Genomic DNA, 13,245 nt, shown 5'->3' on the forward strand with positions numbered 1-13,245 from the left:
CATATATCATCCGGTCAGACGGAAAAGCTAGTCTGACCGGATGAATTTTATTTAAAACGCAGGTTCAATGAAACAATATTTGCGTTCATATTGATATTCTTCACATAATGTCCATACCTTAATTCCAGCATATTAAAGTGGTGCATTCCTAATATACCTTTCGGCGGCGCGATACGCACACCTGCTCCGAAAAAGCTACTGTTGAACTTAGACAAATCATAATTACTGGTATAATAATTATCCTTTGCTGTGTGCTGCTGATATGGCGCAAAATATTTCACAGCCGATTGTGTATAATACCTGTAAAAAGGACTCACCGAGAAGAAAGGCGTTATTTTAACCGGCAATTCTATATTAGCGGTATGCGAAGTAAGCCCCCAGTCATCAGTATAGAAACGATAATAAGCCCTTATAATAAACCTGTCGCCAATGAAATAATTCGCACGTACACCCAGTGGTATCTTTAGCCTGTTGTCAGGAAGATTCTCCTGGTGTACCGACCCATCTGCAAAATATACCCTGTAAAAAGGCAATCCCAGATAGCCATGCTGACTCACTAGATCAGCCAGCAATGTTACCTCAAAACGCTGGTTAATAATCTGCGAATAGGATAAAGAGCCAGCATATGTATTTCTGTTAGTAGTCGCGTAATGATCGTCCTCTTCTCCATAAGGCGTATTTCTGAGTTCTACCGGGGTAATTAATTTGACACGGTCAAGATAGGTCTGTAATTTCGCAGAGAATTCTCCATTTCTGTTTCTTGTCTTTTGCGCGAAACTGATATTCGCGCCAAATGACTGATAGTCGAACTCTGTAGAAGAAGATACGCCAATACCGAAAGTACTGCCCTTTTTTTCATTTTCAACTGACCAGGTCAGCGAAGGATAAATACGCGTATCAGCATGAGAAGCAGAAGAATTGGCTTTCAGGTCTATTTTGTCTGAAGAAGCGGACGTATAGTGATCAATTCCCACTTCAATGTCAAAAGTATGTTTGCGTTGCTTCTTGTCATACTTAAATAATCTGACGTCAAAAACATTAGCGATATCAGTCAGGTGCTGGGAGCCGATCCCTCCCGTCACAGCAGCGTTATTTCCAGATTGGCTATAGTAACTTGATACCAGATTGATCTCGTCTACTTTCAGCTTCCTGCTTTCATATCCTGTCTCCTGGTGTTGCTGTTGCGCATGTACACGTAATAATGACAAGATGGTTGCGGCAGTGAAAAAAATTCTCCTCATAGATACAAGCTTTTATTCTTAACAATCAGTTACAACCACATCCACCACCACTCTTACCCGCGTTAGCACCGGAAGAGCCCTCTCGGTAGGATTGAAAGCTTAGTTCTGTTTTTTCGACCTTACGATTACCGGATACCATTTCCGCATCGTTTAACCTGTTCTTCTGATATTCCTTTACAGTTGTGCAGGAAGCAAATGCCATCACCGCAAAACATGCGACCATGGGCCACATAAGAAAAGATCTCCTTTCCATATTCATTTTAAATTGATGTTTTGTGATGTATAAATTTTATTCTCATCATCAATGATGATACATCCGAGATAATGAATCTGATTGATCATATTCAGACCCGCCCTAATACCCATAATTGTTACGGGTGTCGCCATGGCATCAGCGATTTCTGCATTAGGACTAATGATAGTTACACTCTTAATTCCCTTAACCGGTAGTCCGGTTCTGGGATTAATTGTATGAGAATATTTCGTACCTCCGATCACGACAAACTTCTCGTAATTACCAGAGGTCGCAACAGCCAATCCTGTTATATTCATATACGAAAATGGCAGATGCGCATGGTCCGGATGCGCAATACCAATTGTCCAGGGAGCGCCATCCGGTTGATAGCCCCAGGTAACAAGATCTCCCGACGCATTTACAATACCGCTTTGTATACCTTCCCGTTGTAATAATGCCTTTGCCATTTCAGCTGCATACCCTTTTCCTATGCCACCAAAGCCGATGCGCATACCTTTTTCTTTCAGCATGACGGTACTGTTGGCCTCATCCAATAGTATATGCCGATAGTTGATCAGCCTAACCATTGACTTAGCGGTTGCTTCATCTGGTAAACTGGTCATAGAGCGGTCAAAATTCCACAAGCGCTTGTCTATGGAACCATAAGTAATATCAAAGGCGCCGTCCGTCACACCAGAGATCCTGATTGACCGTCGGATAAGCTCAAAAATCTCCCGATCCACATGTACAGGCGCAATACCCGCCTGACAATTGATCTGGTTTGTCTGACTATCATCGCTAAATGTTGTTAATAAAGATTCTATACGCCGGATCTCTGCAACCGCAAGATCTATCTTAGCGGTTGCCCATGATTCATCTTCTGCCACCACAGTAATCTCAAAAGCATTGCCCATCAGTCGCACAGATCTGCGAAATGCGGTCAACACATTCTCAGTGTGTGTTTGCATCACAAAGCTTTTTTATGTCTTCTGTGAAATGTGCAGCATCTGTTTTAGGATACCCGTCCCAGGAGGCGATGACTTTACCATCAGCATTTAGCAAAACAGTGTAAGGAAATTTACCGCCAGGGTTATACTTATCAGCAAGCGATTCATTTTGCTGCTGCACCCGGCGTTCAAGTTGGTTTTTCTTATTTCGGGGGAAGTCTGCGTTTACCATTATAAGTGTGGTATCCGCCATTTTTATAAATTGTTCACTGTCAAATATCTCTTTTCTTAATCTGATACAGGGCCCACACCAATCCGATCCTGAAAAATTTAACAAAATAAGTTGGTTTTTGTCCCTCGCCGTCTTTCTCGCTACCTCAAAATCCGGCTCCCAAACTGTAAATGACATTAGTAAAAAAACTAATCCTCCAGTCAGAACATTCATCACCCGCATAACTGCAATTTTAACTACAACGAATGTAAGCCCCGATTCTAAAGAAAAACTGAACCCAAATACAGATGCTCACTGACGAAAAAAAATAGGGTACTGGCAAACAGCCTGTACCCCATTTTTATATAAATCATTTCTTTTACTTCTTCAGTGCCTTTATCGCATCATCATCCGCCTCCATCACACTTATAGCATAACCGCCTCCAGGTGCACACGGCAACGACAACACCGTTTTATTGGTCACTACCATTTTTTTGATAGTATATGCTTTCGGATTCTTCGCATAATGCGCATCCTTTGCATCACTGTAAATAGTCGCTATATACTTCCAGCCGGCATCGAGATAATCAAAGTTGATTTTTGAGACACGTCCATTCTCATCACAGGTACTACCTATAAACCAGTTGTTCTTCCCTTTTGCTTTCCGGGCAATCGTAATATAATCTCCCGGTTCTGCTTCCAGCACTTTTGTATCCTCCCAGTCAATCGCTACGTCTTTAATAAACTGGAATGCATCCATATGTTTGCGATAGGTTTCCGGGAAATCTGCCGCCATCTGTAACGGACTGTACATTGTTACATACAGCGCCAGCTGACGGGCAAGCGTACTGTTTACTTTAGAGCTGTTATCAGGATTATATGCACTGACATTCATTTCGAAAATACCAGGCGTATAATCCATCGGACCACCAATCAGCCTTGTAAACGGCAGGATAGTAGTATGATCAGGATTATTACCACCAAATGCTTCATATTCCGTACCACGTGCAGATTCTTGTCCGATCAGGTTAGGATAAGTACGGGATAAGCCGGTCATGTGTACAGATTCATGTGCATCTACCATGATATGATATTCCGCAGCTTTGGTGATTGCATACAGGTAGTGATTCACCAGCCATTGTCCGTAGTGATGTTCTCCCCTCGGAATAATATTGCCTACGTAACCGCTTTTAACGGCATTATAACCATTATTCACCATAAATTGATAGGCAGTATCCATGAAGCGCTCATAGTTGCGTACAGAAGACGAGGTTTCATGGTGCATAATGATCTTGATACCCTTTGACGCCGCATACCGATGTAATTCCTGTACATCAAAATCAGGGTATGGGGTGATAAAATCAAACACGTAATCCTTCGTTTTACCAAACCAGTCTTCCCATCCCTGGTTCCATCCTTCTACCAGTACCGCATCAAATCCATTCTCCGCAGCGAAGTCGATATATTCTTTCACATGTGCTGTATTAGCCCCATGTTTACCATTAGGTTTGGTTTTGGAGAAATCAGTCACACCCAGCTGTACATTTTCAATATCCGTATAAGCCCAGGTACTTTTACCGGTAATCATCTCCCACCATACGCCCACATACTTTACCGGTTTGATCCAACTGGCGGCATCGGCATATTTCGGAGGTTCGTTCAGATTGTATACCAGTTTGGAAGTCAGGATATCACCTGCTTTATCACTCACAATGACCGTTCTCCACGGCGATTTACAGGGCGCCTGCAGATAACCTTTGTCGCCTATCGCATCGGGCGTCAGAACAGATTTCAATACGAAGTTCTTATCATCCAGTTCCAGAGACAGCGCGGAGTATTCAATCAATGCTGCTTCGTGAATATTGATATACAATCCATCCTTACTTTTCATCATCAACGGTGTTTGCACCCCGGTTGGTGAAAAAGGAGCCTGTGATGCATTAGGCGTGATAGCATCTTTCATTTTCCCTCTCACTTCCGAGAGATTGGAAGTCACCGTACTATATTCCTGTGTATCATAGTCGCCAGGTAACCAGAAAGCCTTGTGATCTCCTGCCAGCGCAAACTCCGTTCTCTCTTCCTTAATCACAAAATAAGCCAGGTGCTTCTGCTGCGGAAACTCATAACGGAAACCAAGTCCGTCGTTGAACAAACGGAAACGTACGATAAGCGTCCTGTCGGTAGACAGCTGATGCAGGTTCACTTCCAGTTCATTATACTGGTTACGGATCTCCTTCACCTCACCCCATACCGGTTCCCAGGTTTCATCATATGTGGAAGCTTTACTGCCGGCTACTTCGAAGCTATCGATAAAGGAAGCATCTGCTTTCAGTTCCAGTCCGAGGTGACTGGGCTTGATCACGGCTTTTCCTTTATAGGTCAACTGATAGGTGGGTTTTCCGTTGTCCGTTATAGAGAACTGTAACTGCAGATTTTTATCCGGAGAAAGCAGTTCCTGTGCAGCTGCCATTTTCCAAAGGAAAAGGCAACAGATGAAAATAAACGTTTTGCGCATGCGGTGTAGTTTTGTATAGCTGATGTGGCTAAAAGAAAATAACGTGAAAAGCTAAAATTACGGGGGCAAGATAAGGATTGTACGCAAAACTATTGGTGCTTTTCATCAGTAAAAGTAACCACAGGCACTGATTGATAACAATAAACGAAATGCCTGCAGTCACCTTGCTGTCAGCTGGAAATAAACTACACTTCCCGGCCAAAAACCTTTCTTAATTCCCCCTTGGCATCTTCCAGCACTTGTTGTTGTTTCTCCGGTAAATTCTTACCGGCCCTGTTGATATAAAAGTTCAACATGGACATGGCTGACTGATAGGGTGTACCTTTTCTACGGCGGCTTTTTGTAGCCGATCTTTTCAGGGAGCGGGCAATCTTTTCCGGATCCTCACTCTTGAAGATTCCGCCCCGCAGGTCCATGGCATCGCTGGTTTCATTGACATGCGCCGACCATTTTCTACCGGAGCTCTTTCTGCCTGCCCGGCGCACCGTGTGTTTCTTTGCTCTGGGTCTTGCCATAATCGTTTTTTAATCCAGCCCACAAGCTTCACGCCGAAACTACAGCTGATCCCGGCGGCCATATTTCTGGCAAAAATGTTGTGAACAGATAGCGTATCATCAAAACCTCATCAGTAATGGCAACAATTTACGACAAATGGTGGCAGACAGGCGTTATCTATCAGGTATATCCCCGTTCATTCCAGGATAGCAACGGTGATGGCGTAGGCGATCTGAATGGCGTGATCAGCAGACTGGATTACCTGCAATGGCTGGGTATAGACGCAGTATGGCTTTCTCCGATTTATCCTTCTCCCATGGCTGATTTCGGTTATGATATTGCTGATTATACAGGCATACATCCTTTGTTTGGCAACCAGGAAGACTTCGACAAACTACTCAAAGAAGTACATGACAGGGGGATGAAACTACTACTGGATCTGGTACCCAATCACACTTCCAATCAGCACCCCTGGTTCCTCGAATCCCGCTCTTCGCTTGACAATCCGAAAAGAGACTGGTACATCTGGCACGATCCCCTGCCAGACGGCGGAGCGCCTAATAACTGGCTGAGTGTCTTTGGCGGAGAAGCCTGGGAATGGGATCCCAGCACCCAGCAATACTACTACCATGCCTTTCTCAAAGAACAACCGGATCTTAACTGGCGTAATCCGGAAGTACAGGCAGCTATGTTTGACGTGATGCGGTACTGGCTGCAGAAAGGAGTAGACGGCTTCCGTGTAGATGTGATGTGGCATATGATCAAGGATAAACAACTCCGTAACAATCCCACTAATCCGGATTATGAAGCACATATGGGGACTTATTCCCAGCAATTACCTGTTTATTCTACAGATCAGCCGGAAGTACATGAAGTGGTGCGTAACATGCGGGCAGTTATGGAAGAGTTTGACGGTGACCGAGTGATGATCGGAGAAATATACCTGCCCTTACAACAACTGATGGCCTATTACGGTGTTGACAACAAAGGCGCACATCTGCCTTTCAATTTCCAGTTGCTTTCCCTCCCCTGGCAATCGGCATCTCTTGCGGTCGCTATCGACCAATATGAGGGAGCGCTCCCTAACCAGGGATGGCCTAACTGGGTGTTGAGTAATCACGATCAGCATCGTATTGCCAGTCGCGTCGGACAATTACAGGCCCGGGTAGCCGCCATGTTATTACTTACCCTGCGCGGTACGCCTACCATCTATTACGGTGATGAAATAGCCATGCGTAATGTCGCCATTCCATTCGAAGAAGTACAAGACCCCCAGGGGCTCAATATGCCTGATAAAAACCTGAGCAGAGATCCCTCCCGTACGCCGATGCAATGGGATGATAGTCCGAATGCCGGTTTCACCAGTGGTAAACCCTGGTTACGCCTCTCCAAGACCTGGCAACGGGTGAATGTCAGCACACAGCAGCATGATCCTTATTCTATGCTGACACTATACCGGGAACTGATCGACCTGCGGAGAAAAGAACCCTCCCTCAGCAGCGGCGATTACAAACCGGTATATGCCGATAATCAGCTGCTTGCCTTCATCAGACAAGAAGCAGGACATCCCGCCTTTCTGATCGTACTGAACCTCTCTCACCTGCCCTGCTATTTCAGACCGGCTCATTTCTCTTTTTCCGGTAAAGTTGAGATAGCAACCTTTCCCGAAATCACGGGTACGGCGGTAAAAGATACCATCAGTCTGGACGGGGACGAAGGACTGGTAATAAGACTCGCAGAATAAGAAGATTATGCTATATCGGGCGGCAATTGCTACTGCCATAAAAAGACTATATTTAGCCCGTAACCCACATCATCTGTTATTAGCCGCAGCTGCACTGATGCTATTATTTGCACTTGTGTTACTCTTATCAGATAGATTCAGGTAGGTATGTGGTGAATGTGTATCGTGGGCGTGGGAAATAAGGAGGATATTTGTGATAACAATACGTAATACTGCTTCGTTCGATGCATGATAAAGCCCCGGTCTTCTTTTGAAAATCCCACCTTGGGATAATACTCCATTGCGTCTGGCACCGACAATAATAAGATCATAGACTCTTCTCCTACCCGCTGTTTCGTGATTGCCAGTAGTTGCTTACCGATACCGAATTGCTGGTACTCCGGACTGACAGCAAGATCGGCGAGATAGCCAGCCCCCTGCGTTATCTCTTCTTCATTACCCGGTCTGTTTAAGGTAAATAGCTCATTAATAATCTGCTTTCTAAGCTTCCACCTCTTGAGATCATCTACGTAATCCCTGTCGCGATGTTTAGTGCTGACCATCATGTTTTCTTCCTCCTTAAAATCCTTTAGCATCTTCTCACTGGTAACGATTTTTCGGATGATTCCTGGATTTTCACGGTAATCAAAATGAACAACTTTCACAAAAAAGTCTTCAAACAGATCATCATCCCCGAAGAGGCCGGGCATAATTTTCATTCATAAATATGTTGGTGTATGGATTTACAAAACTGACATTCGGGTCAACATGACAAATCGAAATTACAGATAAAAATTAAAACAAAAAAAATTCCATACGCTTACCTGTAGCACAATCCGTCGCTTCAGACCGCTGTAATTTCAAGCTGATTTTTTCAGCTTGCTTTCTATATCAGACGATTCAAAAAACACATCTCCCATCTCATACTGGCCTGATTTTTATACCTCCTATACCATAACAAACCCTCTTCTCATGCAAACCATCCTTGTCCTCACCGACTTCTCCCCTGTAGCACTACAGGCCGCCCACTACGCCATCCACCTGGCCGGCCGCCTCAACTGCAAACGCATCCTTCTACTCAACGCATATCAGAGTCTGGAGCCCGTATCAAACGTGCCCATTACTCCCGAACTACCCATTATACAGGCAAATCCGGATGAACTGTTAAAAGAAAGTATGTCGCAGCTGAACATATTAAGCAAACGGCTGGAAGCAGACGCTGGCGATATCCGCATCGACACTTTATCAGAAGATGATATACTGGAAGAAGCTGTGAAGAAGGTAGTCGGACAGGAAGACGTGAGTCTCGTAGTAGCAGGTATTTCAGATAAATCTAATCTGGAAAAATTCCTGATCGGTAGTCATAGTATCCGCATCATGGAAAACTGTGCCTATCCCCTGGTCATTGTACCGGAAGACGCAAAACTGGTAGCACCGCAACGAGTGATGCTGGCTGTGGATTTTGAAATACTCAGGAAAGGGAAAGCACTACCCGGAATGGTAACATTACTCAACAGTCTGCAGGCAGAAGAATTGTTTGTAGTAAACGTTGCAGGGGATGAAGAATTATCTGCGGAAACAAACGAAGACATCTCACATCTTCATCAGTTACTGGACAAATACCGGCCGTCTTTTCATTACGTAGAGAATAGTAACGTAACTGAAGGGATTAATAAATTCGCGGCAGACAATAACATTGCGCTGATCATTGCGATACACGAAAAGAAAGGATTGCTGGCTACGCTGTTTAGTAAAAGTGTTTCGAAACAACTGGCCTGGAACAGTGACGTGCCGCTGCTGATATTACCTGCATAGTTCCATCAATACTAATCTTTTTCTATTGAAATAAAAGTTTCCGGGATATACATTTTTCGTCCTGATGCACAGGAATGTCGTCAATGTATATCCCGGTCAGGATATATAGTCCATGATCTTATCAGATGGCAGCCAGACGGTGAGAAGTCTCTTTTGTAGCTTCGAAACGTTTCCAGGCATAATACGGTACAAACATAATCAGTAGGGCTACCACAGGCGGGATCAGTTCACCGACCGGATCACCTACAGCTGCTCTTGAGCAGAATGCACCGATAAAATTGATCGCAAAACCGGCATAAGCCCATTCCCTGATGGTATGAAATTTAGGTTGAAGGATCGCGATCGCACCCAGTAGTTTAGCAACCCCGAAAATCGTCAGTACATATTCCGGGTAACCAAGGTGTTTCATAATAGCCACTCCGGTTGCTTCATGGGTAATACCACCTATTGCATCCATCAGCATCATTAATGCAAAAATGCCTGTTGCTACCCAATAGAAGATCCTGACTTTGTTCGTTTTCATAATAGTAAGTTTTATGATGCAAACATATCAGCATTTCGGAAAGGATGTCATGTGTGAATCCGACAGTTTGAGGGTGTATTCAGGACATTCGGCTGTTTTCCTTAGTTTTTGGTAAATACCGCCACGATATTAAAGCCGTCGATCCATGGAGAAAACAGCTTAACAACCATTTTTCCTATTGGTGCAGGAATAATGGAAATAAGCCCACCCAGGAAAGATTTCTTTTCTTTATAGTAGTTACGTTGCGCCAGATACCAACGTCTTGCAAATGATTTATTATTACTTAATGGTTCAACAATAATGTCCTGTGGTGTCACATCGTAGAACTTCTGCAATTCGGTAAAAGCCCTTTTGTTCCACAAACCGGCATGATGTGGAGGCAGGTTAAGCGTATGCCATTTATCCTGTTTGAAGAGATAAGGATTGTTGTTAGGCACCCCGATGATTAGTTTACCCCCTCTCTTCAGCGCTTTCAGACTGGCATCCAGAAAGCTCTTCACATTATAGATATGCTCCAGTACCTGAAAACAGCAAACAACGTCATATTCTCCGACATGCCCATCCGCATGGTCTTCGATCATCTCGTTATACATGCGCAGTCCCTTCTTCTCACCTTTTGCAATAGCGGCAACGTTCAATTCCAGGCCAATCGCATCGATATTGGACTTTTTCAGCTGTTCCAGGAAAAAGCCGTCGCCTGCACCGATTTCCAATACCTTCTGACCGGGTTTGATCAGACTGGTAGCATATGTATGTTCCCATCGGGTGGTGGAATAATATCCTACATCGTCTTTATTCAGGTCAGCATAGAACTGCCCATCTCCCAGAATGCCCTCCGGATAATAAAACCGGTATCCGGTATCACGGCACTCATACAATTCTACAGCAGGTACCCCCTTGAAGAAACGACGCGTATCCACCTTTAGCTCATCTTCGTAAATCTTAATTATTGATTCTGTCGGAAACGTAGTGATCAACTCAAGGCGATTACCACCTGTAACAGGACTTTTCATGTAAACAATAGTTTTATGACATCGAATTTCAGCCAATCTAGTGAAAACATTTAATTTTATCAACTAAGCCGGTTTTCGCACGATCCTGCTACAAGAAATACGCCATTAATTACTGAGTACTCCTGATAATTTACCGGAACGGCGCCTGAGTATCAATGCACTGATCAATGCCACGATCGTTCCCAGGGGCAGGACTTCCATGTAAGTTGCTGCAATCACCCCTATTGGTGTTTTATACATCGTATACACAAATTCCAGGTCTTTTGCTTTACCGGCCAGCTGTGCCTCTGTAGCCCCGCTTGCCTTTGCCTGTGTCATCACGTGATTGGCGTACTTATCCACAAAATCCGGAATGAAAAGATAATATTCTGCCAGCCATACCAGCGTATAATAGCTGGATGCGATAAGAGCAATAAAGAACCCTACTTTAAAAGCCTTCCCAAAAGTAATCACCCCCTGGCTATATTTGTTCCGGTAATTCCTTACCCCTATAAAAATGAAGGGGAAGGCCACCAGCATCCCGGTATATACTAAAACCTCATTCCCCTTAAAGTTGAGATTGTAATAACATGCCAATGAAGAAGCAACCATCATCGCGGTAACGATCAGTCCTGCGATGATCCCAAAAGTCAATACATTCTTTTTCATACATTCAGTTTAGGTGATGGGAACAAATATGCCGGATCCTTTCTTATTCCGGTTCATACTTTAGGGTGATTCTGCTATAAAACGGTATTTCACCCAAAAGGTTGACACCATTAAGGAATGATATTTAAACGCTTAGCTTTTTCAATCGCTTGCGTCCTTCTTTCGACATCCATTTTGGAGAACAGACGCAGCGAATGCGTCTTAATCGTATTAAGAGAGAGAAAAAGGCGGTCAGGTGTATGCAAAATTAACCAATTTCCTGCTGCCGGTTAATGTGTATTTACCCGCATTATTTTGTAAATTCATCCTCCAACAGGTAGAAAAACAGGTATTTATAAAGACAGGACATGAAACAATTTTACACTACGGTATTACTGCTGACAACGGCCTACTCCCCCATCCTAGCCCAGTCAAGGCTGCAGACTTTCGACGATCGTACACTGGAATACCTGGCTGCCAGAAGGACGCCCGGACAAACAAAAACCTGGCTCCTTATTTCCAACACCAATGACTATGTGAATGTAGCGATACCTGCCGGCCTGCTGGTAGCGGGTATTATTGATCACAATCCCGATATGCGGCAAAATGCCCTTTACGTCGCCAGCAGTACAGCCACCACCTTTCTGCTGAACACACTTATTAAGAAACTGGTAAAACGTCCCCGGCCGTTTATTTCCAATACACACCTGACGGCCGTCTATCAGCCAAAGTCCACCTCCTTCCCCTCGGGGCATACTTCTTCTGCTTTCAGCTCGGCAACTGCACTTGCCAGGGCTTACCCGAAATGGTATGTTCTCGCACCCGCTTTCCTCTGGTCAGGCGCGGTGGGATATTCCAGGATGTATCTGGGCGTTCACTATCCGACAGATGTAACAGCAGGCGCGCTGCTCGGTGTAGGTACCGCATTTGGAATGGGTTTTATCAGACCATAAGTATTCCGCACATTAAAATGTCCCATTTCCCCCCCTTTTATGTCGCGTTCACGACCTACGCAACCATAAGGTTTCGCATACTTTTGCTATCATAAGGCGCCCTACAGGGAGTCATTGCCCCAGGCAGCGCCTGCATGACCTACAACCTGAAATATTTGTGTATATGGTAGAAGTATTTAAAACCACCGTTAACAGCCGGACAAATGCCCTCCTGCTCCTGGAACAGATACACAACACGTACAGTAGTTACAGGGCTAACTTTGACCTGGAAGATTGTGACCGGATATTACGCGTGGAATGTATCTCCGGAAAAGTAGATGAATTGTGGTTGATCCGCCTCTTACAAAAAGCAGGCTTTGATGCAGCAGTGCTGGAAGATGAAATCTGTTAAAAACGCCATTTCTGATACCTGATCATTCATCCTTCCCCTTCCGCCGCATGCAATACCGGAGCAAAAGGCCTCTCCTGATGATAAAAGAGAGCCCCATTGCTCCGGTTGCTTATTTACCCTTTACCCTTATTTAATAAATCCAGCTAACTGCGTAAAAGCTGTTACCAGCAGTAGTGCACATTTAATCACCTCTCCGCCGATATAGTAGACATGATTCAGATCGCGGGGCGGTGTTTTCCCTTGATGCACCATCGTTACACGCGCGTCCAGTAAAGGCAGCAGCCAGCTAGTCTGCAACAACAATACGATCCCCACCGGCAACATCATCCACAGATATGAGATATCGTTGGCAACGCTAAAGAACAGCAACAACCAGCCGACAAATGCGGCACATTCTATTCTGTTCAGCGTACGGAACACCAATCTGCCAATCCCTGATCCCAATGCCGGTGTGATACCAGGCGCTCTGAATTTCAACGGCGCCTCCATAAAACTGATGCTCATTACCATACCACACCATAACAATGGCAATGACAAAAAAAGAATCTTCAACATG

At 44.5% G+C, this 13,245-nt stretch carries 16 protein-coding genes; 4 read left to right on the plus strand and 12 right to left on the minus strand.

Features of this window, described 5'->3' with window-relative positions; translation table 11 throughout:
- Nucleotides 1-47: 47 nt before the first annotated feature.
- From CPIN_RS28510 to CPIN_RS28535, 6 genes are all read right to left on the minus strand, one after another.
- Complete coding sequence (locus CPIN_RS28510; RefSeq protein ID WP_012793351.1) at nt 48-1,241, minus strand: DUF3570 domain-containing protein; 1,194 nt, start codon at nt 1,239-1,241, stop codon at nt 48-50.
- A gap of 25 nt (nt 1,242-1,266) precedes the next feature.
- Nucleotides 1,267-1,494 (minus strand): DUF4266 domain-containing protein, encoded by a 228-nt coding sequence (locus tag CPIN_RS28515; protein WP_012793352.1) that lies wholly within the window; start codon nt 1,492-1,494, stop codon nt 1,267-1,269.
- Between the two features lie 2 nt (nt 1,495-1,496).
- On the minus strand, nt 1,497-2,444 hold the full coding sequence (locus CPIN_RS28520) for an FAD:protein FMN transferase (RefSeq protein ID WP_012793353.1): 948 nt from the start codon (nt 2,442-2,444) through the stop codon (nt 1,497-1,499).
- On the minus strand, nt 2,428-2,877 hold the full coding sequence (locus CPIN_RS28525; protein ID WP_012793354.1) for a thioredoxin family protein: 450 nt from the start codon (nt 2,875-2,877) through the stop codon (nt 2,428-2,430). Before CPIN_RS28525 ends, CPIN_RS28520 begins: the two co-directional genes overlap by 17 nt.
- 136 nt (nt 2,878-3,013) lie before the next feature.
- The gene (locus CPIN_RS28530) at nt 3,014-5,149 is read right to left on the minus strand and encodes a glycoside hydrolase family 97 protein (RefSeq protein WP_012793355.1); all 2,136 of its coding nucleotides are present in this window, start codon (nt 5,147-5,149) and stop codon (nt 3,014-3,016) included.
- Between the two features lie 185 nt (nt 5,150-5,334).
- On the minus strand, nt 5,335-5,664 hold the full coding sequence (locus CPIN_RS28535; protein WP_012793356.1) for a DUF3175 domain-containing protein: 330 nt from the start codon (nt 5,662-5,664) through the stop codon (nt 5,335-5,337).
- 116 nt (nt 5,665-5,780) lie between these two features.
- Between CPIN_RS28535 and CPIN_RS28540 the strand changes: the two genes are divergently transcribed.
- Nucleotides 5,781-7,388 carry an alpha-amylase family glycosyl hydrolase gene (locus tag CPIN_RS28540; RefSeq protein WP_012793357.1) on the plus strand — a complete coding sequence of 536 codons (1,608 nt, stop codon included), beginning with the start codon at nt 5,781-5,783 and terminating at the stop codon, nt 7,386-7,388.
- Between the two features lie 137 nt (nt 7,389-7,525).
- On the opposite strand, the gene CPIN_RS37165 is transcribed toward CPIN_RS28540, so the two are convergent.
- Nucleotides 7,526-8,086: a GNAT family N-acetyltransferase gene (locus CPIN_RS37165; RefSeq protein ID WP_012793358.1), complete on the minus strand. Its 561-nt coding sequence runs from the start codon at nt 8,084-8,086 to the stop codon at nt 7,526-7,528.
- Nucleotides 8,087-8,339: 253 nt separating this feature from the next.
- On the opposite strand from CPIN_RS37165, the gene CPIN_RS28550 reads away from it, so the two are divergent.
- Nucleotides 8,340-9,182: a universal stress protein gene (locus CPIN_RS28550; RefSeq protein WP_012793359.1), complete on the plus strand. Its 843-nt coding sequence runs from the start codon at nt 8,340-8,342 to the stop codon at nt 9,180-9,182.
- Nucleotides 9,183-9,303: 121 nt separating this feature from the next.
- On the opposite strand, the gene CPIN_RS28555 is transcribed toward CPIN_RS28550, so the two are convergent.
- The 4 genes from CPIN_RS28555 to CPIN_RS39705 form a co-directional block, all read right to left on the minus strand.
- Nucleotides 9,304-9,705, minus strand: a complete 402-nt coding sequence (locus tag CPIN_RS28555; RefSeq protein ID WP_012793360.1) for a DoxX family protein — start codon at nt 9,703-9,705, stop codon at nt 9,304-9,306.
- Between the two features lie 101 nt (nt 9,706-9,806).
- Entirely contained in the window at nt 9,807-10,718 is a 912-nt protein-coding gene (locus CPIN_RS28560; protein WP_012793361.1) for a class I SAM-dependent methyltransferase, read from the minus strand.
- A 105-nt stretch (nt 10,719-10,823) separates the two neighbouring features.
- A complete protein-coding gene (locus CPIN_RS28565) occupies nt 10,824-11,366 on the minus strand; it encodes a DUF4199 domain-containing protein (RefSeq protein ID WP_012793362.1) in 543 nt (180 codons plus the stop codon).
- A gap of 110 nt (nt 11,367-11,476) precedes the next feature.
- Nucleotides 11,477-11,611, minus strand: coding sequence for a helix-turn-helix transcriptional regulator (locus tag CPIN_RS39705; RefSeq protein WP_222838155.1), 135 nt, complete (start codon nt 11,609-11,611; stop codon nt 11,477-11,479).
- Nucleotides 11,612-11,713: 102 nt separating this feature from the next.
- Here CPIN_RS39705 and CPIN_RS28570 point away from each other — a divergent pair, with 102 nt between their 5' ends.
- Both CPIN_RS28570 and CPIN_RS28575 read left to right on the plus strand, forming a co-directional pair.
- Nucleotides 11,714-12,298, plus strand: coding sequence for a phosphatase PAP2 family protein (locus CPIN_RS28570; protein WP_012793363.1), 585 nt, complete (start codon nt 11,714-11,716; stop codon nt 12,296-12,298).
- 163 nt (nt 12,299-12,461) lie between these two features.
- Nucleotides 12,462-12,689, plus strand: a complete 228-nt coding sequence (locus CPIN_RS28575) for a hypothetical protein (RefSeq protein ID WP_012793364.1) — start codon at nt 12,462-12,464, stop codon at nt 12,687-12,689.
- Between the two features lie 126 nt (nt 12,690-12,815).
- On the opposite strand, the gene CPIN_RS28580 is transcribed toward CPIN_RS28575, so the two are convergent.
- A complete protein-coding gene (locus CPIN_RS28580; protein WP_012793365.1) occupies nt 12,816-13,244 on the minus strand; it encodes a hypothetical protein in 429 nt (142 codons plus the stop codon).
- Between the last annotated feature and the right edge of the window lies 1 nt (nt 13,245).

The sequence above is a fragment of the Chitinophaga pinensis DSM 2588 genome, assembly GCF_000024005.1.
In the GTDB taxonomy this organism is placed as follows: Bacteria; Bacteroidota; Bacteroidia; order Chitinophagales; family Chitinophagaceae; genus Chitinophaga; species Chitinophaga pinensis.

What these genes read in the sequence shown, in the direction of transcription:
- CPIN_RS28510 (WP_012793351.1), bottom strand. Translation starts at nt 1,241, where the DNA reads ATGAGGAGAATTTTTTTCACTGCCGCAACCATCTTGTCATTATTACGT.
- CPIN_RS28515 (WP_012793352.1), bottom strand. Translation starts at nt 1,494, where the DNA reads ATGGAAAGGAGATCTTTTCTTATGTGGCCCATGGTCGCATGTTTTGCG.
- CPIN_RS28520 (WP_012793353.1), bottom strand. Translation starts at nt 2,444, where the DNA reads ATGCAAACACACACTGAGAATGTGTTGACCGCATTTCGCAGATCTGTG.
- CPIN_RS28525 (WP_012793354.1), bottom strand. Translation starts at nt 2,877, where the DNA reads ATGCGGGTGATGAATGTTCTGACTGGAGGATTAGTTTTTTTACTAATG.
- CPIN_RS28530 (WP_012793355.1), bottom strand. Translation starts at nt 5,149, where the DNA reads ATGCGCAAAACGTTTATTTTCATCTGTTGCCTTTTCCTTTGGAAAATG.
- CPIN_RS28535 (WP_012793356.1), bottom strand. Translation starts at nt 5,664, where the DNA reads ATGGCAAGACCCAGAGCAAAGAAACACACGGTGCGCCGGGCAGGCAGA.
- CPIN_RS28540 (WP_012793357.1), top strand. Translation starts at nt 5,781, where the DNA reads ATGGCAACAATTTACGACAAATGGTGGCAGACAGGCGTTATCTATCAG.
- CPIN_RS37165 (WP_012793358.1), bottom strand. Translation starts at nt 8,086, where the DNA reads ATGAAAATTATGCCCGGCCTCTTCGGGGATGATGATCTGTTTGAAGAC.
- CPIN_RS28550 (WP_012793359.1), top strand. Translation starts at nt 8,340, where the DNA reads ATGCAAACCATCCTTGTCCTCACCGACTTCTCCCCTGTAGCACTACAG.
- CPIN_RS28555 (WP_012793360.1), bottom strand. Translation starts at nt 9,705, where the DNA reads ATGAAAACGAACAAAGTCAGGATCTTCTATTGGGTAGCAACAGGCATT.
- CPIN_RS28560 (WP_012793361.1), bottom strand. Translation starts at nt 10,718, where the DNA reads ATGAAAAGTCCTGTTACAGGTGGTAATCGCCTTGAGTTGATCACTACG.
- CPIN_RS28565 (WP_012793362.1), bottom strand. Translation starts at nt 11,366, where the DNA reads ATGAAAAAGAATGTATTGACTTTTGGGATCATCGCAGGACTGATCGTT.
- CPIN_RS28570 (WP_012793363.1), top strand. Translation starts at nt 11,714, where the DNA reads ATGAAACAATTTTACACTACGGTATTACTGCTGACAACGGCCTACTCC.
- CPIN_RS28575 (WP_012793364.1), top strand. Translation starts at nt 12,462, where the DNA reads ATGGTAGAAGTATTTAAAACCACCGTTAACAGCCGGACAAATGCCCTC.
- CPIN_RS28580 (WP_012793365.1), bottom strand. Translation starts at nt 13,244, where the DNA reads ATGTTGAAGATTCTTTTTTTGTCATTGCCATTGTTATGGTGTGGTATG.